This is a genomic window from Rhizobium sp. GR12 (assembly GCF_036596185.1).
In the GTDB taxonomy this organism is placed as follows: domain Bacteria; phylum Pseudomonadota; class Alphaproteobacteria; order Rhizobiales; family Rhizobiaceae; genus Agrobacterium; species Agrobacterium nepotum.
Genome location: NZ_JASXTH010000008.1, coordinates 132,115 through 152,903, shown reverse-complemented (window position 1 = coordinate 152,903; position 20,789 = coordinate 132,115). Strand labels below are relative to the sequence as shown.

16 protein-coding genes are annotated in these 20,789 nt (G+C 58.3%); 9 read left to right on the top strand and 7 right to left on the bottom strand.

Annotation, left to right across the window (positions count from 1 at the left end):
- Positions 1-19 precede the first annotated feature (19 nt).
- Positions 20-805, top strand: a complete 786-nt coding sequence (locus tag QSK43_RS15620) for a L,D-transpeptidase (protein WP_332304197.1) — start codon at positions 20-22, stop codon at positions 803-805.
- Positions 806-854: 49 nt separating this feature from the next.
- Here QSK43_RS15620 and QSK43_RS15615 read toward each other — a convergent pair whose 3' ends face one another.
- Positions 855-2,189, bottom strand: a complete 1,335-nt coding sequence (locus QSK43_RS15615; protein WP_332304196.1) for an aspartate aminotransferase family protein — start codon at positions 2,187-2,189, stop codon at positions 855-857.
- A 145-nt stretch (positions 2,190-2,334) separates the two neighbouring features.
- Here QSK43_RS15615 and QSK43_RS15610 point away from each other — a divergent pair, with 145 nt between their 5' ends.
- The 4 genes from QSK43_RS15610 to QSK43_RS15595 all read left to right on the top strand — a co-directional run bounded on the left by QSK43_RS15610 (position 2,335) and on the right by QSK43_RS15595 (position 6,938).
- A complete protein-coding gene (locus QSK43_RS15610; RefSeq protein WP_332304195.1) occupies positions 2,335-2,883 on the top strand; it encodes a cupin domain-containing protein in 549 nt (182 codons plus the stop codon).
- Positions 2,884-3,501: 618 nt separating this feature from the next.
- A complete protein-coding gene (locus QSK43_RS15605) occupies positions 3,502-4,182 on the top strand; it encodes a sugar transferase (RefSeq protein ID WP_045017761.1) in 681 nt (226 codons plus the stop codon).
- A gap of 193 nt (positions 4,183-4,375) precedes the next feature.
- Entirely contained in the window at positions 4,376-5,662 is a 1,287-nt protein-coding gene (locus QSK43_RS15600; protein ID WP_332304194.1) for a polysaccharide biosynthesis/export family protein, read from the top strand.
- Positions 5,663-5,669: 7 nt separating this feature from the next.
- Positions 5,670-6,938, top strand: a complete 1,269-nt coding sequence (locus QSK43_RS15595) for an O-antigen ligase family protein (RefSeq protein WP_332304193.1) — start codon at positions 5,670-5,672, stop codon at positions 6,936-6,938.
- 19 nt (positions 6,939-6,957) lie between these two features.
- On the opposite strand, the gene QSK43_RS15590 is transcribed toward QSK43_RS15595, so the two are convergent.
- The 5 genes from QSK43_RS15590 to QSK43_RS15570 form a co-directional block, all read right to left on the bottom strand.
- On the bottom strand, positions 6,958-7,452 hold the full coding sequence (locus tag QSK43_RS15590) for a hypothetical protein (protein ID WP_332304192.1): 495 nt from the start codon (positions 7,450-7,452) through the stop codon (positions 6,958-6,960).
- A gap of 113 nt (positions 7,453-7,565) precedes the next feature.
- Entirely contained in the window at positions 7,566-8,924 is a 1,359-nt protein-coding gene (locus QSK43_RS15585) for an HlyD family type I secretion periplasmic adaptor subunit (protein WP_332304191.1), read from the bottom strand.
- 8 nt (positions 8,925-8,932) lie between these two features.
- Positions 8,933-11,152: a type I secretion system permease/ATPase gene (locus tag QSK43_RS15580; RefSeq protein ID WP_332304190.1), complete on the bottom strand. Its 2,220-nt coding sequence runs from the start codon at positions 11,150-11,152 to the stop codon at positions 8,933-8,935.
- A gap of 76 nt (positions 11,153-11,228) precedes the next feature.
- Positions 11,229-13,250, bottom strand: coding sequence for a hypothetical protein (locus QSK43_RS15575; protein WP_332304189.1), 2,022 nt, complete (start codon positions 13,248-13,250; stop codon positions 11,229-11,231).
- Between the two features lie 148 nt (positions 13,251-13,398).
- Positions 13,399-14,358 carry a fibrinogen-binding protein gene (locus QSK43_RS15570; RefSeq protein ID WP_045017779.1) on the bottom strand — a complete coding sequence of 320 codons (960 nt, stop codon included), beginning with the start codon at positions 14,356-14,358 and terminating at the stop codon, positions 13,399-13,401.
- Between the two features lie 909 nt (positions 14,359-15,267).
- On the opposite strand from QSK43_RS15570, the gene QSK43_RS15565 reads away from it, so the two are divergent.
- Positions 15,268-16,038 (top strand): helix-turn-helix transcriptional regulator, encoded by a 771-nt coding sequence (locus tag QSK43_RS15565; protein WP_332304320.1) that lies wholly within the window; start codon positions 15,268-15,270, stop codon positions 16,036-16,038.
- Positions 16,039-16,097: 59 nt separating this feature from the next.
- Here QSK43_RS15565 and QSK43_RS15560 read toward each other — a convergent pair whose 3' ends face one another.
- Complete coding sequence (locus tag QSK43_RS15560) at positions 16,098-16,448, bottom strand: hypothetical protein (protein ID WP_332304188.1); 351 nt, start codon at positions 16,446-16,448, stop codon at positions 16,098-16,100.
- Between the two features lie 397 nt (positions 16,449-16,845).
- Here QSK43_RS15560 and QSK43_RS15555 point away from each other — a divergent pair, with 397 nt between their 5' ends.
- The 3 genes from QSK43_RS15555 to QSK43_RS15545 are packed head-to-tail and all read left to right on the top strand — an operon-like array spanning position 16,846 to position 20,778.
- Positions 16,846-17,868 carry a UDP-glucuronic acid decarboxylase family protein gene (locus QSK43_RS15555; RefSeq protein ID WP_045017788.1) on the top strand — a complete coding sequence of 341 codons (1,023 nt, stop codon included), beginning with the start codon at positions 16,846-16,848 and terminating at the stop codon, positions 17,866-17,868.
- A gap of 1 nt (position 17,869) precedes the next feature.
- Positions 17,870-18,853, top strand: a complete 984-nt coding sequence (gene galE, locus QSK43_RS15550) for a UDP-glucose 4-epimerase GalE (RefSeq protein WP_332304187.1) — start codon at positions 17,870-17,872, stop codon at positions 18,851-18,853.
- Positions 18,850-20,778, top strand: coding sequence for a glycosyltransferase family 2 protein (locus tag QSK43_RS15545; protein WP_332304186.1), 1,929 nt, complete (start codon positions 18,850-18,852; stop codon positions 20,776-20,778). Before galE ends, QSK43_RS15545 begins: the two co-directional genes overlap by 4 nt.
- Positions 20,779-20,789 lie beyond the last annotated feature (11 nt).

The following is a 20,789-nucleotide window of genomic DNA, read 5'->3' as shown; positions in this document are numbered from 1 at the left end:
CGTAAATGAGGTTTTTCAATTGAACGACACGACAACGACCCGGCGGGGCTTCCTGCTTGGAGCCGGAGGACTGGCGCTTGCCGGCCTTGCGGGCTGCAACACCACGGCGCGCGAGACCGCACGGCCCGCCGCGCCCGCCGACGATCCGATGTATGCCATGATGTACGGCCCCAAGCCGGACGAGCAGTTTCCGTTGCCGGAAATTCCCTACAAGCGGATCCCGCGTCAATTCCTGCGGCAGATGGTGGAAAACCCAACGGGTGAGCGCCCCGGCATCATCGTGGTCGATACCGCCAACCATTTCCTCTATCTCACCTATGAGAACAACCAGGCCATGCGTTATGGTGTCGGTCTCGGCCGCGCCGGTTTCGAATGGGCCGGTCGCGGCGTGATCCAGTACAAGCGGCAATGGCCGCGCTGGACGCCGCCCGACGAGATGATCGCGCGCCAGCCGGAACTGGAACCCTATAGCGGCCGCAATGGCGGTATGGAGCCTGGCCTCAAGAACCCGCTCGGTGCGCGTGCGCTCTATATCTTCAAGGATGGCAAGGACACGATCTACCGTCTGCACGGTTCGCCCGAATGGTGGACGATCGGCAAATCGGTATCCTCCGGCTGCGTGCGCCTCATAAATCAGGATATCGTCGATCTATACAACCGGGTGCCTGATGGTACGCCGATTGTGGTGACGGCGCTCGGACCTGCGCAGCAGGGCGTGCCGATCGGCGAAGCGGGCGTGCCCGTGGCGCAATATGGCGGCGGCGTGGTCGGTGACGGCCTGTCTCAACCGATGCAGACCTACTGAAAACCTCAGATACAAGGCCGCGCTCGATGCGCGGCCTTTTTACATAGTCTTATTTCGATCTTTGCAGCGCATCGCCAAGGATGGAAACAATATCGTCGAAATGGGATTTCTCGGCGATCAGCGGCGGCGAAAGGGCGATGATATCGCCGGTGACCCGAATGAGCAGGCCGCGTTCGAAGCAATCCACGAAGATGTCATAGGCGCGTGCACCAATGGCGCCATCACGCGATTGCAGCTCGATGCCGGCGATGAAGCCGATGGTGCGGATGTCGATGACGTTCGGCAGGCCTTTCAGCGAATGGATGGCATCGTGCCAGACATCCTGCAATTCCGCGGCGCGGGTAAAGAGCCCCTCGTCGCGGTAGATATCGAGCGTGGCGATGCCGGCAGCGCAGGCGACGGGATGGCCGGAATAGGTATAGCCGTGGAACAGCTCGATCTGGTTCTCCGGCCCATGCATCAGCGCATCGTGCACCTTGCGGCTGGTGAAGACCGCGCCCATGGGGATCGCGCCATTGGTCAGCCCCTTGGCAGCAGTGACGATATCCGGCGTCACGCCGAAATAGTTGCTGGCGAAGGACGAGCCCATGCGACCGAAGCCGGTGATGACCTCATCGAAGATCAGGAGAATGCCGTGCTTGTCGCAGATGGCGCGCAGGCGTTCCAGATAGCCCTTCGGCGGCACCAGCACGCCGGTGGAGCCGGCCACCGGCTCCACGATGCAGGCGGCGATGGTTTCCGCGCCATGCAGGGCGACCATACGTTCCAGATCGTCGGCAAGCTCGGCGCCATGTTCGGGCTGGCCCTTGACGAAGCTGTTTTTGGCCAGATCATGGGTGTGGCGTAGATGGTCGGCGGGGATTTGCGGAAAAACGCGGCGGTTGTTGACGAGACCACCGACGGAGATGCCGCCGAAACCGACGCCGTGATAACCGCGCTCGCGGCCGATCAGGCGGCTGCGGGTACCCTGGCCGATGGCGCGCTGATAGGCGATGGCGATCTTCAACGCCGTATCGACCGATTCCGAACCGGAACCGGTGTAGAACACCCGGTCAAGTTTCGCACCTTCCGGGCCGGGGGCGATTTCCGCCAGACGCTCGGCGAATTCGAAGGCGACAGGATGGCCCATCTGGAAGGAGGGCGCATAATCCATGGTCGAAAGCTGGTGCTTGACGGCGGATGCGATTTGGTGGCGGCCATGGCCGACATTGACGCACCACAGGCCAGCCGTGCCGTCGAGAACCTGACGGCCGTCATTGCTGGTGTAATACATGCCCTCGGCGCTTGTCAGCAGCCGGGGATTGTCCTTGAACTGCCTGTTGGCGGTAAACGGCATCCAATAGCTGTCGAGCGAGGTGGAATTTGATCGGCTCGGGTTATCCATAGTGGTTCTCCTGTTCATTGCGGTGATTGAAAGCTATTTTCCGGACTGAACAAGCCCTTTTCTTTCTGTGGCCAAGCCATTGAAAATGTTATAGGCGGGAGAGATAGTTTTCGATATTTCGAACAACGGCAACGGGGGCCGCAGCATGTCGGTGGATATAGGCGGGCGTTTGCGCCATGTGCGGCTGCGACACAATATTTCCCAGCGCGAACTGGCAAGACGCGCCGGCGTTACCAATTCGACGATTTCACTGATCGAATCCAACACCTCCAACCCGTCTGTCGGTGCGTTGAAACGTATTCTCGACGGCATACCGATCGGCCTTGCCGAGTTTTTCGCCTTCGAGCCTGAGACGAGCCGCAAGGCGTTTTACCGGGCGGATGAACTGGTCGAGATCGGCAAGGGGCCGATATCCTTCCGGCAGGTGGGCGACAATGTTTTCGGACGCAGCCTGCAGATCCTCAAGGAATGTTACCAGCCGGGCGCCGACACCGGCAAGGTGCCGCTGGTTCATGACGGCGAGGAAGGGGGTATAATCCTCTCCGGGCGTCTGGAAGTGACGGTGGACGAAGAGAGGCGGGTGCTCGGGCCGGGAGATGCCTATTATTTCGAAAGCCGCAGGCCGCATCGCTTCCGTTGCGTCGGTCCCGTGCCGTGCGAGGTCATCAGCGCCTGCACGCCTCCTACCTTTTGATTCCCCTGTTTTTTGCATCAAGCTACACCTGAAGAGCAATCAGGCCGTTGCGAATTGAGAGAATTCGGTCTGTCTGGAAAGGTTTTCTACGATTCAGTGGGTCTTCAATACAGATTCTTGCCACTGTTTTGCCGCTTTTGCGCCGCTCTTCCAACTTCTACATCGCTTTTTCTTGGTCAAACCAGTCCACCCGGTAAAAAAATCCCGGCTAATATGTCAAATTTTATATGCATTGCCGCAATCTTGCTGCGGTGCAAAAAAATTTAATAGTCCATTCCATCCTTGGCTGTTCTTGGCGTTCCTGTCTCACCTGATTAAGTCACAAGAAACACATAAGAAAAGACTGCCGAAGGTCGAAAACCCAATACATGCGGGAACGCTACCCATGCTCTCAACACATGGCCGCCAGCACATTTGTTGCTTTTTTATGCAACCCTTAATATTGCCCGGACGGTGATCGGCGGCTCCCGCAAGAAATCGCATAGACGGTGATAGGCAATGTGCCTTACAAAAAATCCATTAGCATCAAATTCCGAACACAGACTTGTTATCTCTTTTAGACGGAAAGACGCGCCTCCGGGCACCGACCAATCGCAAAACATAAATGGAGTTCTCTCTATGAAGTCCGCGACCCAATCGGCTGAACAGACACTCAGCAGTTCCGAAGATTTCGATGTCAGTTTCCCTATCGGGGGCATCGCAAAACGCAGCTTCGATATGGCATCGGCTGTGCTTGCGCTGCTCATCTTCAGCCCTATTTTCCTGTTGATCGCCGCACTGGTAAAATTGTCCGATCCCGGCCCGGTCTTTTATGGCCACCGGCGTGTGGGACACAACGGCCGTTATTTCCATTGCCTGAAATTCAGGACGATGGCGATGAACGGCGACGAGATGTTGCGGCAATATCTTGCCGCAAACCCGGAGGCCGCCGAGGAATGGCGCGCCACCCGCAAACTCAAGAACGATCCGCGGGTGACCGCGGTTGGCGCCGTTCTGCGCAAGCTCAGCCTCGACGAGTTGCCGCAGCTCCTCAACATCGTCCGCGGTGAAATGAGCGTCGTTGGCCCACGCCCCGTCGTTGACGAGGAACTGAGCTACTACGAAAGCGATGCCGCTTATTATCTCAGCACCCGTCCGGGCCTGACCGGCCTCTGGCAGATCAGCGGCCGCAACGACGTAAGCTACAAGACCCGCGTGGCTTTCGACACCCAATATGTTCAGAACTGGTCGATGCGACAGGATGTCTTCATCATCGTCAAGACCATTCCAGCCGTGTGCCTTTCGCGCGGAAGCTACTGATACCGATATTGAGTTTGGCTTTATCGATCTTTGTTTTGACACGCACCCCGACCGGGATCCCAAGTCCGGTCTTCGGGTGCGTCATTGGTGTAAATCGTAATGGCCGCTTTTTGCGGCGCTGCGCAGCCGACCTTGTCCGGCTGCTCTATCGCCTGATCGCCCGCGTGGCGATCCGCAAACAGGGAGTTTCCCGATGAACGGCCTTTTTGCCGCCACCAGCCGTCCGCTTGCCACAAAAACCGCCGGACAGACTTTCACCGCTCTTCTGCTTGCCGCATCCGTCGCATTTGGAGCGCCGCTTTCCGCATTGGCTGCGGATGGCGCCAACTATACGCTCGGTACCGCTGACAAGCTGCGCATCCGCGTTGCGGAATGGCAGCCCGCCGATGGCAGCATCCGCAACTGGGACGTCATCAACGGCGATTATTCCGTTGGTCCGTCCGGCGCGCTGTCCTTGCCTTTTATCGGCCAGCTTGACGTCGCGGGTAAAACGCCCTCGGAAGTCGGTGAAGCGATCGGCGCGCAGCTTCAGAGCAAGTTCGCGCTTCGCAACCTGCCGTCGGCATCCGTCGAAATCGCCCAGTTCCGACCGATCTTTTTGAGCGGCGACGTGCAGACGCCCGGCGAATATCCCTATGCCGCCAATCTCACCGTGTTGAAGGCTGTCAGCCTTGCCGGCGGCCTGAGGCGCTCCGACGCCGGGCAGCGTTTTGCCCGCGACTTCATCAATGCGCGCGGCGATGCTGCCGTCTATGACAACCAGCGGGCAAGGCTGCTCGCCCGCCAGGCGCGGCTGGTCGCCGAGGTGAAGGGTGATCAAAACATCGCCAAGACGCCCGAAATGGAAAAGATCGCCGAGATCGATACGCTTCTGGCCAGCGAAAGCGCGCTGATGAAATCCCGGACCGAGCGTTACACCCTGCAGCTCAAGGCGCTGACGGATCTGCATGCGCTTCTGGAAAGCGAAGTCGAATCGCTGAAGAAAAAGTCGGAAACGCAAAACCGCCAACTTCAGCTCGCCAATGAGGACCGCGACCGCGTCAACCGGTTGAACGAGCAGGGGCTTGCGCTGTCGCAACGGCGTATTTCTGCGGAAGAACGTGCGGCGGAGGTGGAATCCACCCTGCTCGATATCGACACGCAGTCGCTGCGTGCCAAGCAGGACATCAACAAGGCGACCCAGGATGAAATCAACCTGCGTAACGACTGGGTGGCGCAACGCTCGAAGGAATTGCAGGATACAGAAGCGGAACTGGACAAGCTCAATCTGCAGCTGACCACCAGTCGCGAGTTGATGTCGGAGGCGCTGGCGCAATCGGCCGAGGCAATCCGTTTCGACCCCTCGGGAAAATCCGCCACGATCAGCTACGTCGTGGTGCGTGAGGAAAACGGCAAGCCGAAGGAAGTGAAGGTGGATGAAAACGCCCTTCTCCAGCCCGGCGATGTCGTGAAGGTCGCGTCCGAAATCCTGATGCAGTGAGGTTTTCATGCGGATCGCCAAATCGGCGCTGATCGATCCCGAACGCAATGAAGTCTACGGAATGGCGGCGATTGCGCTGTCATTCTTCGTTTTCGCCTATTCCTCGCGTTTCGGGCAAATCTCGGTTCTGGCCTATTACGGCACGTGGCTACCGCTGGTGGTGGTCAATTACCGGCGTGTACTCGGCAATTATCCGCGCTATTTGTGGATATCCGCCTTCGGCATTCTGACCGTGCTATCGAGCTTCTGGTCGGAGGCCGCGTCGGTGACCATGCGCGCCTCCATCCAGTATATGACGCATATCGTCTGCGCGCTCATCGCCATGCGGGTGATTTCCATCCGCACGCTGACGCGCGGCGGGTTGATCGGTATCGCCGTCGTGCTGCTCTACTCGCTGCTGTTCGGTGTCCACCTCTTCGATGCGCTGGATGGAACCTACAGTTTCGTCGGCGCTTTCTCGTCGAAGAACCAGCTCGGCTTTTACGCCTCGCTCGGCGTTATTTTTGCCGTATCCTCCGTATTGGTTCTGAAGCAAAGGGGAATCTGGCTGCCCATCGCCGGCGTCACCGGGCTTTTGTCGGCCTATAGCCTCATCGCGTCGCAATCGGCCACATCCACCATTACCACGGCGGCGGTGGTCGCCCTCATTATCGGTTTCATCCCGATCGGCATGCTTTCGCCGGCCAACCGCAAGATGACCTTTTTCGCACTCGGCGGTCTTGGCGTGTTGCTGGTGGTCGCCTCCCTGCAATTCGGCTTGCTTGATGCCATTCTCGGCCTTTTCGGCAAGGATTCGACGCTGACCGGCCGCACCTATCTCTGGCAGCAGGGCATCGAGGCGGCGAAACAGACGCCGATCCTCGGCGTCGGTTATCAGGGGTTCTGGGTGGCGGGTTTCGCCGATGCCGAACGCCTGTGGAACGACTTCTTCATTACCGGACGCAGCGGCTTCCACTTTCACAACACCTATATCGAGACGGTGGTGGAGAATGGGATCGTCGGCATGGTGCTGCTCGGCATGGTGCTTTACGGAACGCTGCTCGGACATCTACGTTCGGTGCTGATGCGCCATAGCGATCCGCAGGGCGTCATTCTGTTTGCCATCTGCGCGCTGTTCGTCGTTCGCTCCTTCGTGGAGATCGATATCATCTTCCCCTTCCAGATCGGCTCGTTCCTGCTGTATTTCGCCGCCGGAAAACTCTGCCTTCCGGCGAAATCCGCGCAGAACGGCGAAAGCCACCCGGCGATTGGCGTGCGGTTGCAGACGAGAGCTTGAGCGTCCGGTCGGGCCAAGCCTAGAGATAATCCGCCGAGACGTGCGGGCTGGCGTGGATGAAGCTCCACATGTCCTTGCTGACCTCGACGATGTCCGCGATCGACTTTTCGAGGTGCTTGATTTCCTTCTCGTCCATACGTTCGACCTTGCCGTAACGCACCTGACTGTCGTCCTCCACCAGCCGCATCAGCTGGGTGCTGGCGATCTCGCCCTTCTCGTCGAAGGAGTAGATGCAGTGATTGTATTTGTTGCGCGTCTTCGCTTCCTTCTTGAGCCGCGCCATGATGGAGAGAATGGTCTTGCGGTCCGGCGCGGGCGTTGAGGGAAGCTTTGCCAGACGCTCGATGAGGTCCATGCGCGCCCGCGTGGTGTTGAGCGTCAGGAACACGACGATGGCCGCTTCCTTCTCCACTTTCAGGAGATGGACGATCAGATAGATCATCAGGCTTTCGGTGTTGGTCCAAACGTAATTCAGCCTGCCGACCATCAACAATACATCCGACATCGCCGCCATGCTGATTCTCCCGCCCCAATGAAATATACTGGCATTCTATGCCCGTCAGTGCAGGATTGACAGTGTATGCCCTAAAAACCGGTGCGTACTTTTACCGGAAATGCTCTATTTCTTTATCTTTCCTTGAAGGCGCGGGACATGCTGTCGGAAATGGGCTTGGTCAGATATTCGAAGAAGGTGCGCTCCGAAGTCTGGATCAGAACGTCGGCCGGCATGCCGGGCACGGGGTGGAAATTATGGACCTTGGCGATCTCCTCGTCGGAAATCTGCACGCGCACGATATAGACGTCCTTGACCTGCATGCCTGCATTTTCCTCGATGCTATCGGCGGAGACATAAAAGACCTTGCCGTTCAAGACTGGCGTCGTGCGGCGGTCCAGCGCCGAAAGACGGATCGCAGCAGTCTGGCCCTCATGCAGCTGGTCGATCGAGGTCCTGAGAACCTGCGCCTCAAGGATCAGGGGAACATGGGCGGGCAGGATTTCCATGATTGGTTTGCCGGTGGTGATGACGCCGCCAGATGTATGGTAATAAGCGCGTACCACCGTGCCGTTGACCGGTGAGCGGATAATGGTGCGATCGAGGACTTCGGCGGCGCCGCGCACCTGCTCGCGTACGCTGTCGAGATCAGACTCCGCCGTTTCGAGCGCATCGAGCGCTGCCTGCTTGTTGGCATTAAGGGCGATGACCGCTTCCTGCCGGAACTTGGCGATTTCCGCCTCGCTCTGGTTCATCTCGCCGGTCAGACGGGCGATATCGCCCATGGCGTCGGCAATGGCGCGTTCCAGCGCCAGCATATCGGTTTTGCGGATGACGCCATCCCTGGCGAGCTTTGCTTTGGAATCTCGCTCCTGCGTCAAAAGCGCCAGCTGCCGGTCGAAGGACTGTTTTTGTCCATCATAGCCCGTATAGCGGAACTCAAGCGACCGGATGTTCTTGTCGATCAGGTTCAGCTGTTCCTCAAGCTTGACGAGCTTGCTGTGGAACACGATGTTCTGGCTCTGGATGATGGCGTTGATATCCGGATCGCCAGCTTCCTTCATCACGATATCAGGTACCTTGAAGCTTTTTTCCCCCTGCGCCTCGGCGCGCAGGCGCGTCACGATGGTTTCAAGGCGGAGCCGCCGCAGCTGCAACATGCGTTCGTTGGCGAGTGCCGTCGTCTTGTCGAGCGTCAGCAGAACGTCGCCTTCCTTGACGGTGTCGCCTTCGCTCACCATCATTTCCTTGATGATGCCGCCTTCCAGATGTTGGACGATCTTGTTGTTGCCGGTGGCGACGAAGCTGCCCTGGGCGATGATGGCGGAAGAGAGCGGCGCCGTGCCCGCCCAGTATCCAAACCCGCCGAAGGAGGCAAGCAGCACGGCCAGACCGATGGAACTGTGCAGGCGAATGGAACGCGGCACTTCGCTGTACCATTCGAGCTGGCCCTGGGATTTTACCTCGGCGATGGCAGTTTTTTTCCTGAACATGACGATCCTCAACCCTCGATCTGCGGAGACTGCCCGCTTGGCCGGGCATTGCCGGAAATGGCCTTCAGCACGTCCATCCGTTCGCCGAACATGGCGACAGATCCGTCCTTCAGCACCATGATCTTGTCGACGCACTGAAGAAGTGCCGGTCGCTGGGTGATGGTGACGGTGGTGATGCCCTGTTTCTTGGCGTGCAGAATGGCCTTTGCCAGCGCCTGTTCGCCCTGCGTGTCGAGGTTGGAGTTGGGCTCGTCCAGTACCACGAATTTGGGGTCGCCGAAGAAGGCGCGGGCAAGCGCTATGCGCTGTTTCTGGCCGCCGGAAAGCGGTGCGCCATCGGCAGCGACCACCGTCTCGTAGCCTTGCGGGAAACCGGCGATCAGCTCGTGCACGTCGGCCAGCACGGCCGCCTCATAGATCTGCCGGTCTTCGACGTCGTCGCGCATGCGGCAGATATTGGCCTTGATGGTGCCGGGAAAAAGCTGCACGTCCTGTGGCAGATAACCGATGCTCTCACCGAATTGCCGCTGATCCCAGTTGCGCAGGTCCATAAGGTCGAGACGAACATTGCCTGAGGTGGGTAGGATAGAGCCGACCAGCATCTTGCCGAGCGTCGTCTTGCCGGAGCCGGAATTGCCGATGATGGCGAGCGACTCTCCCTTTTTCAGCGAAAAGGAAATGCCGTTCAAAATCACCTTCTTCTGCGGCGGAGGCACAAAGAGGATACGCTCCACATCCAGCCGGCCCTCCGGATTGGGCAGCCGCAGGCGCGGGAAGTTTAAAGGCGAACTGATGAGAAGCTGCTTGATGCGGCCATAGGAAGCGGCGGATTTGTTGAACTGGTGCCAGCCCTCAATCGCCCCTTCTATGGGCGCGAGCGCGCGGCCGGAAATGATGGAGGCTGCAATCACCATGCCGCCGGTCAGTTCGCCGGCAAGCGAGAGATGCGCGCCCCAGCCCAGCAATGCCACCTGGGTTATCATGCGGGCGGCCTTGGAGACGCCGGAAAACATGATGTTGCGATCCTGCGCCGCCACATGTGACTTCAGCGATCCAGCTGTCTCGCGGCCCCACATCTTCACCGCCTCAGGGATCATCGCCAGCGCGTTGATGATCTGCGAGTTGCGCGACATGGAATCGAGATGGAAATTGGCGCGGCTAAGATAACCGGACGCTTCGGAGAATTGTCTGGCGGTGAAACGCTGGTTCAGCCAGGCGATGATGAACAGCACCACGCAGCAGACCATGATGATGATGCCGAGATGCGGATGGACGAGATAAACCACCACGATGAATAGCGGCATCAGCGGGGCATCGAGAAAGGCGATCAAGGTGCCGGAGGTGAGGAAGGAGCGCAGCTGCTGCAAGTCCTGCAATGTCTGGTAGTCCTTGCCGCTGCCATGCAGCGAGGCGCGGGCGGCGGCCGAAAGGATCGGCGCGCCAAGCTGCACTTCCAGCTCGACGGCGGTGCGCATCAGGATGAAGCGCCGAATGGCATCCATGAAGGCCTGCAGCAGAACCGCGCCGAGGACAGCGACCGTCAGCATCACCAGCGTATCCATGGAGCGGCTGGTCAGCACGCGATCCGAAATCTGGAACAGATAGAGCGGAATGGCGAGCAGCAGGACATTGATGGCGACGGTAAACAGCATCACCACCACCATGTTACGGCGCACGGCAGCAATGCCCTTGGCGAGACTTGCGGCGAAATTGACCGGCTCACTGCGCTTGTGGAAGCCGCTCTGGCTTCCGCCGCCACCACCGCCGCCACCGCCATTGTCTAAGGGATCCTTGCCGTTGCCGCCGCCGCCCGTCACCGGCCGGCGTTCGTTTTCACGGATCGGTCCGTCATTATTGTCGATGGTCTTGACGAAAGGCAGTTCGTGCGCGGTCTTCAGCTCGGTATTGTCCACCTTGGCCTGCGGTGCCGGCGGGGAGGCGGGCTGCCGGTCCTGCTGCGGCGCGGGCCTTTCCCGAGGAGCGTCGCGCATTTGCGCCGGTTGTGCGGTTGGGGAGGGTTGCGAAAGAGGCGGCGTCAGTGGGGTTTCGGCGGAGGAGGGAGCTGTTTTCGCCACCTGTTCCGCGCCGGATAATTGGCGCAGGTTCTCGACGGCTTCGTTGATGGCTGAGATGCAGGCATCCGTCAGCTTGCTGTCTTCCGCGTCCTGATCCAGCGGCAAGTCCAGCGAGCGCCCGTCGGCAATGGTTTTTCTTGAAATATGATCCATTTATAGTGGTCCCCTCGGTAATCTTGCGGTGTCTGCGGTTTCGGTGGCGGATGTTTCCTCCTCCGCCCGCCAAAACCTATGCAGTGACCCCCTGCATGACGTCGGATGAATGGGCGCTCGACCACGACATGTCGTGCCCGGCATTGATGATGCCATCGGATTCATTCTGGATGGTGGCGGGGTCGTCGTGAAGAAAGGCGATGATCTCGTTCGCCAGCTGGCCGTTCTGCCCCGGTTGCGACGCATCGTTTTCGATGATGCCGCCTTGTATCAGTATGGCGTCGGAATACACTCCGCCGGCAACGTAGGTTGTCGAACCGAAGCTGTCGTAATCGATGATCTGCGCTAGATTGACGACGGCATTGCTGCCGGTGTCGATGTGGACGGTGGCGTTTTCGTTGTTTTCGAGAACCTTGGATGCGGCCTGCGTCACATCGTCGGAATCGCCCAGCACGCTCACCTGTTTGATGATGCTGACGTCATAAAGGTTGCCGGTGATGTAGAGAACGTTCAGCCCCTCATAGCCGGCGAAATTGACATCATGGGCAAGCGCATCCGGCACGTTGGGGTCGCGCTCGTTGATCGCGTTCACCGTCTGCGTCATGTAGTCTGGCATGGTTTCGAAACGGTCGTTGCCGCCGACGTTGTGAATGGCGGCATCGTTCCACAGCAGGTTGTTGCCGGACTGGATGGTGGCGCCATCGGGCGCACCGGCATTGGCGCGCGCCCAGTCATTGTCGTAAAGCACGGCGATCTGACTGATGATGTTCATGTCCAGCACATTGCCGCCGATGATGATCAGATCGTATTGCATGCCGATGCCGAGGAAATTGGCGATGTTGAGCGCGGCGTTGCCGCCCGTCAGCAGGCTGACGCTGGCGCCCGCAGTGGTGATCGTCAGCGTGTCGTTATCGCTGATGAACTGGTACTGCTCGATCCAGTGCACGAAGGACACGTCTCCTTCAAGCACGCTGACACGCCAGGCAGTGGGAAATATCGGCGTTTCACCGTTATCGTTGCTGCTGTTGGCGGTGTCTTCCGCCCCCGGATAGACGCTGCGTTCGAAGCTGGCGATATTGTAGGCGGCAGTTGCCGCGTGGTCTTCGGATTGCGTGAAAACGGAGGCGATGTCGTCCCGGTCGCTATAGATATAGGCTTGGGTGATCGCGTCGATCTGGTGATAGTCACCCATGACGGCGGTAACGGAGGTCATGACGCCGGTATTGACCAGCGTGGCGATGTTGGCGACGATATTGGCGCCGGCCGCCACATCAAGGCTGTTGCCGGCGGGGCTGTCCTCATGCAGGGAAACATCGCTCTTCTCCGGCTCTTCAGCCGGCTTGGCAATGCCACGATCCGGCATGAAGTCGTCGAGTGTCGGCTTTTCGCTGGCTATGGAGCCATTGATATAGAGGCCGTTGATCTCGTTGCCGGCCAGAACGAAATCCTGATCCGCGCCGGTGCCGAGGGAGGTAACATCGTTTTCACGGGCGTGATCGATATAATCATGGGCGGATTTGGCCAGTGCCTGCAACGCGTCGTAGCTGTCGGTGCGCTGGAAAACGGAAAAAGGCGTGAAGACGGCCGCTTCGTTATAGAACTCGACGGTGCGTTGGGTCACGAAACTGGTGTCGCGCGCCACATTTGGGCCGTCCGTCATGTTCAGATAGTCATCGTCCTGAAGAATATTGACCTGCGCGATATGGGCAATGACGGAGCCGGGGCCGGTATGCACCACCAGTTCGCGCTCTTCCTCAAAGGAAAGACGGCCGGGAAAGCGGAAATGCGCGGCTGAAATATCGACCGGTATCGCATTTGCAAGCTGCTGCATGTCGTGTTCGACCATGCGGGCGAAATGTGGTTGCAGATAGTCGAAGTCGTAATAGCCGGCGTGGTATTTGACGCCGGGATCATAATCCTGCAGCGGAACGTCATAATTCTTGTCGAGCAGCCTTGCCGCTTCGTCGTCCGGCAACCGGTCGGGATCCGATTGTACCGCCCCTTCGGTAGGGTTGCTTCTCAGGCGCGCTTCGTCGATTACCGTGTCGAACAGGCCGATGAAATGCGCGATCATGTCTGAAATTCTGTCGATATGCATTGCAGGTCCCTCCCTGATCCTCGCGGCAGGACCCTGGAATGGCGGGCACACATCTCAGAGGCGGTGCTTCATTTCGCCAAGCCTGGTCTTTTAACCGCGAACTGCACCGGCGGGTGCCGGTGCAGCTCTTTTCGTAGAGAGGTGATTATCAGGAGTGATCTTCACCGACGTCCGAAACGTGCGAGTTACCGCCTGTGATCGTGGCGTCAACGGCATTGGAGAGCATGTTGGCGCCCTGCACCAGTTCCAGATGGAAGCCGGAATTTGCAAGAATTGCCGATGCATCCGCAGTGCTTGTACCGGCAGCGTCGTCGCCGGCCTTGAGGTCCCATCCCTTGCCGTCCATCCCTTCGGCGCCATAGGCGTCACCGGCATTGGCGCTCAGGTGGTTCTGGGCACCACCGTTGTCCATCTTGATATCCCAGGCCTGATCCTGATCTGCCAGGTGGTTGGCCTGCACAAGGCTGAAGCCCGTGTCGTTGCCGTCGCCGTTGAGCGAGCCGTTGAGGATGTTGTCGACGTCCAGCGTGAAGGAGAAGTCGTCACCGAGGTTGAAGGTGAGGTCTCCGCCGGCGATGCCGAGATTGCCGACATCCTTGACGCCCGTGATGTTGCCGAAGTCGTCATCCGACTTGTAGAAACTGTCAGCGGAGTTGAAGCTGTCGGAGGTCGTCGTGGTTGTTGTTGTCGTGTCGTCGTCGGAATAGGAGAAGGTCTTGGTGTCCGTATCCGTGACCGTCTTCACATTGGTGTCGTTGTCGCTGTACGACTTGCTTTCGTAGCTCCAGTCGTAATCGGTCTTGATGTCGGTATTTGTTTCGGTGCTGGTCTTGGTGGTGGTGTCGTTGTCGCTGTATGACTTGCTGTCATAGCTCCAGTCATAATCGTTGTCGCGATTGTCACCATTGCCGACTGCCACATCGATTTTGGCGTCAACATCCACATTGGTGCTGTTGTCGCTATTGTCGTTGTTGCGGTTTTCACCGTTTGCGGTGCCGACATTGCTGTCTTCCACCTTGGCGTCATTGGTCGAGGTATTGGCAAAACCCTCGGAAAGCGCGCCGATCTTGGTGATGTCATCGCCCGCAGGCTGTGGATTGTAACCCATTTCGATTTCCTCCGAAAAAGCTCGGAGCAGCTTTCGAAATCCCTCTCATCTAAAACGGGATTTTTTCGCGCTTGCTCCGTGTTGCACAAAGATTGATGTTTTGCAGATGCACTCGGTACGTTTCATCTGCGGCTCAGCATTGGCCCGTGACCGGGCTCTTTTCGTTCAGCCCTTGTGCGCTACTCGATATAAAGGCGCACAAATCCGTTCCTCGCTCCGATGGGGAGCGCGGTGGCTTCGTCTTTTTGCTTGTCGTTATGTCTTGAAAAGGAGCCGGCGTTTGCAAACACACGTCAAAGGCCGGGGGTGTCTTTCCATCGATCGCCGTTTTCAGCGACGGCCAGACTGTGCCGGAGAAAAATCGGACTTCCTAGCTATCAATTCGGGCTAAACATATCGACGCCTTCGCCCGAATATATATGCGAGAGGTGGCCGATCGGGATTTTCCCGTAGGCTCAGGCGCAAATAACAGCGGATTCGGCAGGAGAAAGCGGCATTTTTGAAAACATGGTTTATTACGGCGGAAAAACACCGTTATCCCGAAATGGCACGTCCGGGGAGGTTGTTCGCCGGGCAGCTATGTAAAGGGATATCAACTAAAAGTTATATTTTCTAGGATTGCGAAACCGCAGCGGAAGCTTTTCCGATGTGTTTGTTTTTGTAATGGTTCCGAGATGAATGATTCTATATCCGCGTAACCAATTTTGTACGTCAATTGCAAGAAATAACCCGTTTGGGCCATTTATTTACACAGCTTTTCGTATTAGCCTCCTTAATTAACGGGTAATTAATGATAGTTGACATGGCTTGAAGCGGGAATCGCCCCCTTTGTTTTTAGGGATGTCCCGGCGAATGACGGACTGCACAACCAAAAAGAATGTAATGCGTAAGCGCTTTAGGGAGGCGTCAATGTTCATGGGAACTTCAGATTATGCGGCAAAACAGAGTAGTGCCGTTGCTCCTGTAAATGGAACTTTATTGATCATAGCGGATCCGGATCTGTTTTCCGAATGTCTCGTGGAGGCGTTGGGCAAAAAGTTCCCAACATTCGCTGTGGTGAGCGTGGCGTCGTCGGAGAAGATCGACGATGACTACGGCGCCAATGTCCGGCTGGTGCTGCCGTACCGCATGTCGGGCGAGCGGCTTCATGCCGTTCTGTCGGCGGTCCGTGAAAAGCACCCGGACGCACCGATAGCGCTCGTCGTCGAATCCATCGACAAGGTCGAGGAGCGGCTGAAGCAGCTGGTGGAGATGCGTATCATTGATGGCGTGCTGCCGCTTAATCTGCGGCTCGACGTCTTCATGGCGGCGGTGGATCTGCTTATGAAAGGCGGGGAGCATTTTCCGGCCGCTCTTCTCGGCAGGCTCACGCCCTATTCCCAGGCCGTCAATGGCAAGAGCGTTCAAGACGACGCCGTTATCGCCAACCGCGCCGATGCCCTTGCAGTCAGCAGGAGCGAAATTGCGGCGCTGACGACGCGCGAGGTACAGATCCTCGACCTGCTTTGCAAGGGAACGCAAAACAAGATCATCGCCGACCGGCTGCATCTGTCCGAGAACACCGTGAAGGTACACGTTCGCAACATCTACAAGAAGATGAACGTGCGTAACCGCACGGAGGCGGCGTCACGTTTCTTCCACAAGGATGACGACGCAGCCTTCTCCGGCTGGAAGAACTGATCCTCAGGCAGGCCAGGGCCGCCCGGGCGTCAGTTTCCAGCAGAGGATATCCCGGAGGCTCAGGGCCTCAGGAAGCAGCGGGACTTCTGACCAAATCCGCTCGGCGAGCAGATATAGGGAGAAGAACCTGAATAGGAATGCCGCAGCGATATTGCGGGCGCATCGGAAGCGTCGGCAACAAGCATGACAGCCGCGTTGCCTGTCTTGTCGTAGCCGTAGGACGCCTTTGCCGGAGCAACCCGGCTCTTGATCGTCGCCGTATTCGCGGATGCGGTCTTGATCAGAACGGCATCCTCGACCACGGAGCAAGAAGCCGTCGCGAAAGTGAAAGCCGCAAGTGCTGCGGCGACAAGTGCGAGGCGGCGGTGGCGGGCTGTTTTGCCGCCATGGGAATAAGGCATTTCATTCATCGTGTATGTCCCCTGAAATCGACTGTCTGTCGTATCTCGCCGGGCGGTTTTGTCCCGGTGGACCGAGCCTTACAAAACCAGAATAGTCCCGACTGGTTGAGTGAAGCTTGCGCTAATGCTCAATAAGAAAGGCATAATGGAGGCGTAGTTAAAAAGTATTAAACAAAAGGGTTATTTTGAGTAATTCCGGGTAATCAATTGTAATATTTCTCTAAAATAAAGTTGACCTGCTTTTTGACGAGCCTATCATAAAAGTTGAAATATATAGAATCCGAATATTAAAACCTCCAGAAGAAATAAAAACCGGAGGTCTATATTCAAGATATCCCACAATCGGGAGTTTGTTCTAGATAAAGTCGAATCAGCCGGGCTGATTCCTCATGGGGAGGAGTGTGTAATGCGTAATTTCGTTCCCAACGAGCACGACAACGGCGTCACAATCTATTCCGAGTGGCGGCCAGGCCAGCGCGTTCTTGTTAATGGCGGGGCCGGTTTCCTTGGTTCCCATCTTTGCGAACGTCTGCTGGGCTGCGGCCACGAGGTGATCTGTCTCGACGATCTTTCGACCGGACGGATGGCGAATGTGGAGCATTTGCGCGACAATAAGCGGTTTTCGCTGATCGAGCATGATGTCCGCAAACCCTATGACATCGACGTTTCGCTGATCTTCAACTTCGCCTCGCCGGCCTCGCCGCCGGACTATCAGCGCGATCCCGTCGGCACCCTGCTCACCAATGTGCTCGGCGCCGTCAATGTGCTGGAAGTCGCCCGCAGATGCGGCGCAACCGTGGTGCAATCCTCGACCTCGGAAGTCTATGGCGATCCTCTCGTCAATCCGCAGCCGGAAAGCTATTTCGGCAATGTAAATACAATCGGGCCGCGAGCTTGCTACGATGAAGGAAAACGCAGCGCCGAAACGCTGTTTTTCGATTATCATCGCTGCCACGACGTCGATATCAAGGTGGGACGCATTTTCAACACCTATGGGCCGCGTATGCGCCCGGACGATGGACGCGTGGTTTCCAACTTCATCGTGCAGGCGCTGAAGGGCACGGACATCACCATTTATGGCGATGGCAGCCAGACACGCTCCTTCTGCTATGTCGACGATCTGATCGATGGTTTCCTGCGCTTCTCGGCCAAGCCGAAGGACTGCACGGGGCCGATCAATCTCGGTAACCCCACGGAAATCCCGGTACGGCAACTGGCCGATATCGTGATCCGTATGACGAATTCCCGCTCGCGCATCGTGCATCTGCCCGCTGCGATCGACGATCCGCAGCAGCGCCGTCCCGATATTTCGCGGGCGAAGGAACTGCTCAGATGGCAACCGCGCGTACCGCTCGAAATGGGGCTGGAAAAAACCATCACCTATTTCGATGCGCTGCTGACCGGCAAGAAGGTCGCGGAGGCCGTATGAGATGCCCCGCACAATCCTCGTCACGGGCGGGGCCGGATTCATAGGCAGCCACATCTGCAAGGCGCTGGCGCATTCCGGCTTCAAGCCTATCGCTTACGACAATCTCTCGACGGGTCACGCGGATTCCGTTCGCTGGGGTCCCTTTATCGAGGGTGACATCCTTGATCGTGGCCTTTTGAAAGCCACGCTCAAGGAATTCTCACCGGCCTTCGTTATCCATTGCGCCGCCAATGCCTATGTCGGCGAATCCGTCGAGGATCCGCGCAAATATTACCGCAACAATGTCGGCGGCAGCCTGGCGCTGCTGGATGCGTGTCTCGACCAGAATATCGGCGGGCTGGTGTTTTCCTCCAGCTGCGCCACCTATGGCGTGCCGCCGCAATTGCCGATCCGCGAGGAAACGGCGCAGATGCCGGTCAACCCCTATGGTCGCACGAAGCTGATTTTTGAAATGGCGCTCGATGACTATGCCGCGGCCTATGGCGTGCGTTTCGTCGCGCTGCGTTATTTCAACGCGGCGGGTGCCGACCCGGACGGCGAGCTTTACGAACGCCACGAGCCGGAGACCCATCTCATCCCCCGCGCCCTGATGGCCGCCGCCGCACGGCTGCCGCAGCTCGATGTATTCGGCGCGGATTATGACACCAGCGACGGCACCTGCATTCGCGACTACATCCATGTCAGCGATCTGGCCGATGCCCATGTGGCTGCCGTCAACCATCTTGTCAATGGCGGCGAGACGCTGCGCGTCAATCTCGGCTCCGGCCACGGCACGTCGGTCGGCGATATCATCCGGGCGATCCATCGGGTTACGGGGCAGGCGGTGCCGGTGCATTTCGGTGCAAGACGCGCTGGCGATCCGCCGGCCCTGTTCGCCGACATAGAGAGGGCGAAGAAGACGCTCGGCTTTGCGCCGAGCCGCTCCGATATCGACACCATCATCCGCACGGCCGGTCCCGGCTTCGGGCTGGAGGTGCTGTCATGAAAGCCCGCTCAACCCCTTCCGTCACATCATCGCGGGCCGCCACAGATCAATTGCGGATGCTACAGGTCTTCAGCGGCTGGAACCGCATGGCCTATCGTCTCGGCATCGGCGGCTGGCTGGTGACGCTTGTCTATTTCTGGGCCTGGTGGCTCGATCGCGACCGCGTCATCGATTGGCCCTATTATACCGTCGTCACCGTCACGCTGGCGTGGATCACGCTTCTGCCGTCCTATTTCATCTTTATCTTCCTGAACGCCAGGATCGTCGACCGCCGTTCCCCTTTGCCGCAGGGCCGGGTGGCGATGGTCGTCACCAAGGCGCCGTCGGAGCCTTTCGCCGTGGTGCGAAAGACGCTGCTGGCCATGCTGGAGCAGAAGGGTCTGGAATTCGATGTTTGGCTTGCGGATGAAGACCCCGATGCGGAAACGCTGAAATGGTGCGGCGCGCACGGCGTTTTCGTTTCGACCCGAAAGGGTGTCGCTGATTATCACCGCAAAACTTGGCCGCGCCGTACCCGTTGCAAGGAAGGCAATCTCGCTTATTTCTACGATCATTACGGTTACGAGCGTTATGATTTCGTCGCGCAATTCGATGCCGATCACGTGCCAGAACCGGAATATCTGAGCGAAATCATCCGTCCCTTTACCGATCCGGCGATCGGATATGTCTCCGCGCCGAGCATTTGCGATGCCAATGCCGAGGAAAGCTGGGCCGCGCGCGGCAGGCTTTATGCCGAAGCGAGCCTGCATGGCGCGCTGCAGCTCGGTTACAATAATGGCTGGGCGCCGCTGTGCATCGGCTCGCATTATGCCGTTCGCACGAAGGCCCTGCGTGAAGTGGGCGGCCTTGGACCGGAGCTTGCCGAGGACCATTCCACCACGCTTCTGATGAATGCCGGCGGCTGGCGCGGCGCTCATGCCGTCAATGCCATTGCGCACGGCGACGGACCGGTGACCTTTACCGATCTCGTGGTGCAGGAATTCCAGTGGTCGCGCAGCCTGATGACCATTTTGCTGCAATATTCAAGGCAGTATGTGACGAAGCTACCCTTGCGGCTGAAGTTCCAGTTCCTGTTTTCGCAGCTGTGGTATCCCTTGTTTTCAGGCTTCATGGCGCTGATGTTCGTGCTTCCCGCCGTAGCGCTGTTGAGCGGCCGTGTCCTCGTCAATGCATCCTATCCGGTGTTTCTGGCGCATTTCCTGCCGATTTCGCTCATCATGATCGTGTTCGCATTCTTTTGGCGGGCCACGGGGGTTTTCCGCCCGCATGATGCGAGGCTTTTCAGCTGGGAAGCCATGGTGTTCCTGTTCCTGCGCTGGCCCTGGTCGCTGATGGGTGTGCTGGCGGCGATACGCGATACGATCCGTGGCGATTTCGTGGATTTCCGCATCACGCCCAAGGGCACCCAGGCAAAGCCGCCACTGCCTTTCAGGGTTATAGCGCCCTACATGGTTCTGGCGGCGCTCAGCCTTCTGGCCATGGCGCTGGCGCCGCGTGACAGCGGGGCGGAAGGCTTCTTCATCTTCGCGGCGATCAATGTGGTGATCTATGCCGGCCTTTCGGTATTTCTTCTCATTCGTCACACGGTGGAAAACGGCCTGCCACGGTTGCCGGCATTGCGCGGCGGGGCGACTGCCGCCGCCTGTTCGCTGCTGCTGGTGGCCGGTAGTGCTGCGGAACTCAGTTCCCACGCGATTGGCGGGCTGGAAGCCCTGTCGCACGGGCAACCTTATGTCAGTTTCACCGAAACGCGGTTCACGGTCGCCGGTGCGGGCGTGGAAGGTGCGAGATCGGTGCGTTTGAAGCTGCGCATTACCGTGCCGGGGCTGCCCGGAAATCGGGAAGTGCAGGCGGAACCCACCGTGGTGCCGTCGCCGGTGATGACCGGAGAGATCATGCTGGCCGACAATAGGGTCGGACATTAGAAGGAGGAGGC

Bases quoted from the DNA above. Each gene is read 5' to 3' on its own strand.
- QSK43_RS15615 (WP_332304196.1), bottom strand. From the start codon at position 2,189: ATGGATAACCCGAGCCGATCAAATTCCACCTCGCTCGACAGCTATTGG.
- QSK43_RS15610 (WP_332304195.1), top strand. From the start codon at position 2,335: ATGTCGGTGGATATAGGCGGGCGTTTGCGCCATGTGCGGCTGCGACAC.
- QSK43_RS15605 (WP_045017761.1), top strand. From the start codon at position 3,502: ATGAAGTCCGCGACCCAATCGGCTGAACAGACACTCAGCAGTTCCGAA.
- QSK43_RS15600 (WP_332304194.1), top strand. From the start codon at position 4,376: ATGAACGGCCTTTTTGCCGCCACCAGCCGTCCGCTTGCCACAAAAACC.
- QSK43_RS15595 (WP_332304193.1), top strand. From the start codon at position 5,670: ATGCGGATCGCCAAATCGGCGCTGATCGATCCCGAACGCAATGAAGTC.
- QSK43_RS15590 (WP_332304192.1), bottom strand. From the start codon at position 7,452: ATGGCGGCGATGTCGGATGTATTGTTGATGGTCGGCAGGCTGAATTAC.
- QSK43_RS15585 (WP_332304191.1), bottom strand. From the start codon at position 8,924: ATGTTCAGGAAAAAAACTGCCATCGCCGAGGTAAAATCCCAGGGCCAG.
- QSK43_RS15580 (WP_332304190.1), bottom strand. From the start codon at position 11,152: ATGGATCATATTTCAAGAAAAACCATTGCCGACGGGCGCTCGCTGGAC.
- QSK43_RS15575 (WP_332304189.1), bottom strand. From the start codon at position 13,250: ATGCATATCGACAGAATTTCAGACATGATCGCGCATTTCATCGGCCTG.
- QSK43_RS15570 (WP_045017779.1), bottom strand. From the start codon at position 14,358: ATGGGTTACAATCCACAGCCTGCGGGCGATGACATCACCAAGATCGGC.
- QSK43_RS15565 (WP_332304320.1), top strand. From the start codon at position 15,268: ATGTTCATGGGAACTTCAGATTATGCGGCAAAACAGAGTAGTGCCGTT.
- QSK43_RS15560 (WP_332304188.1), bottom strand. From the start codon at position 16,448: ATGAATGAAATGCCTTATTCCCATGGCGGCAAAACAGCCCGCCACCGC.
- QSK43_RS15555 (WP_045017788.1), top strand. From the start codon at position 16,846: ATGCGTAATTTCGTTCCCAACGAGCACGACAACGGCGTCACAATCTAT.
- galE (WP_332304187.1), top strand. From the start codon at position 17,870: ATGCCCCGCACAATCCTCGTCACGGGCGGGGCCGGATTCATAGGCAGC.
- QSK43_RS15545 (WP_332304186.1), top strand. From the start codon at position 18,850: ATGAAAGCCCGCTCAACCCCTTCCGTCACATCATCGCGGGCCGCCACA.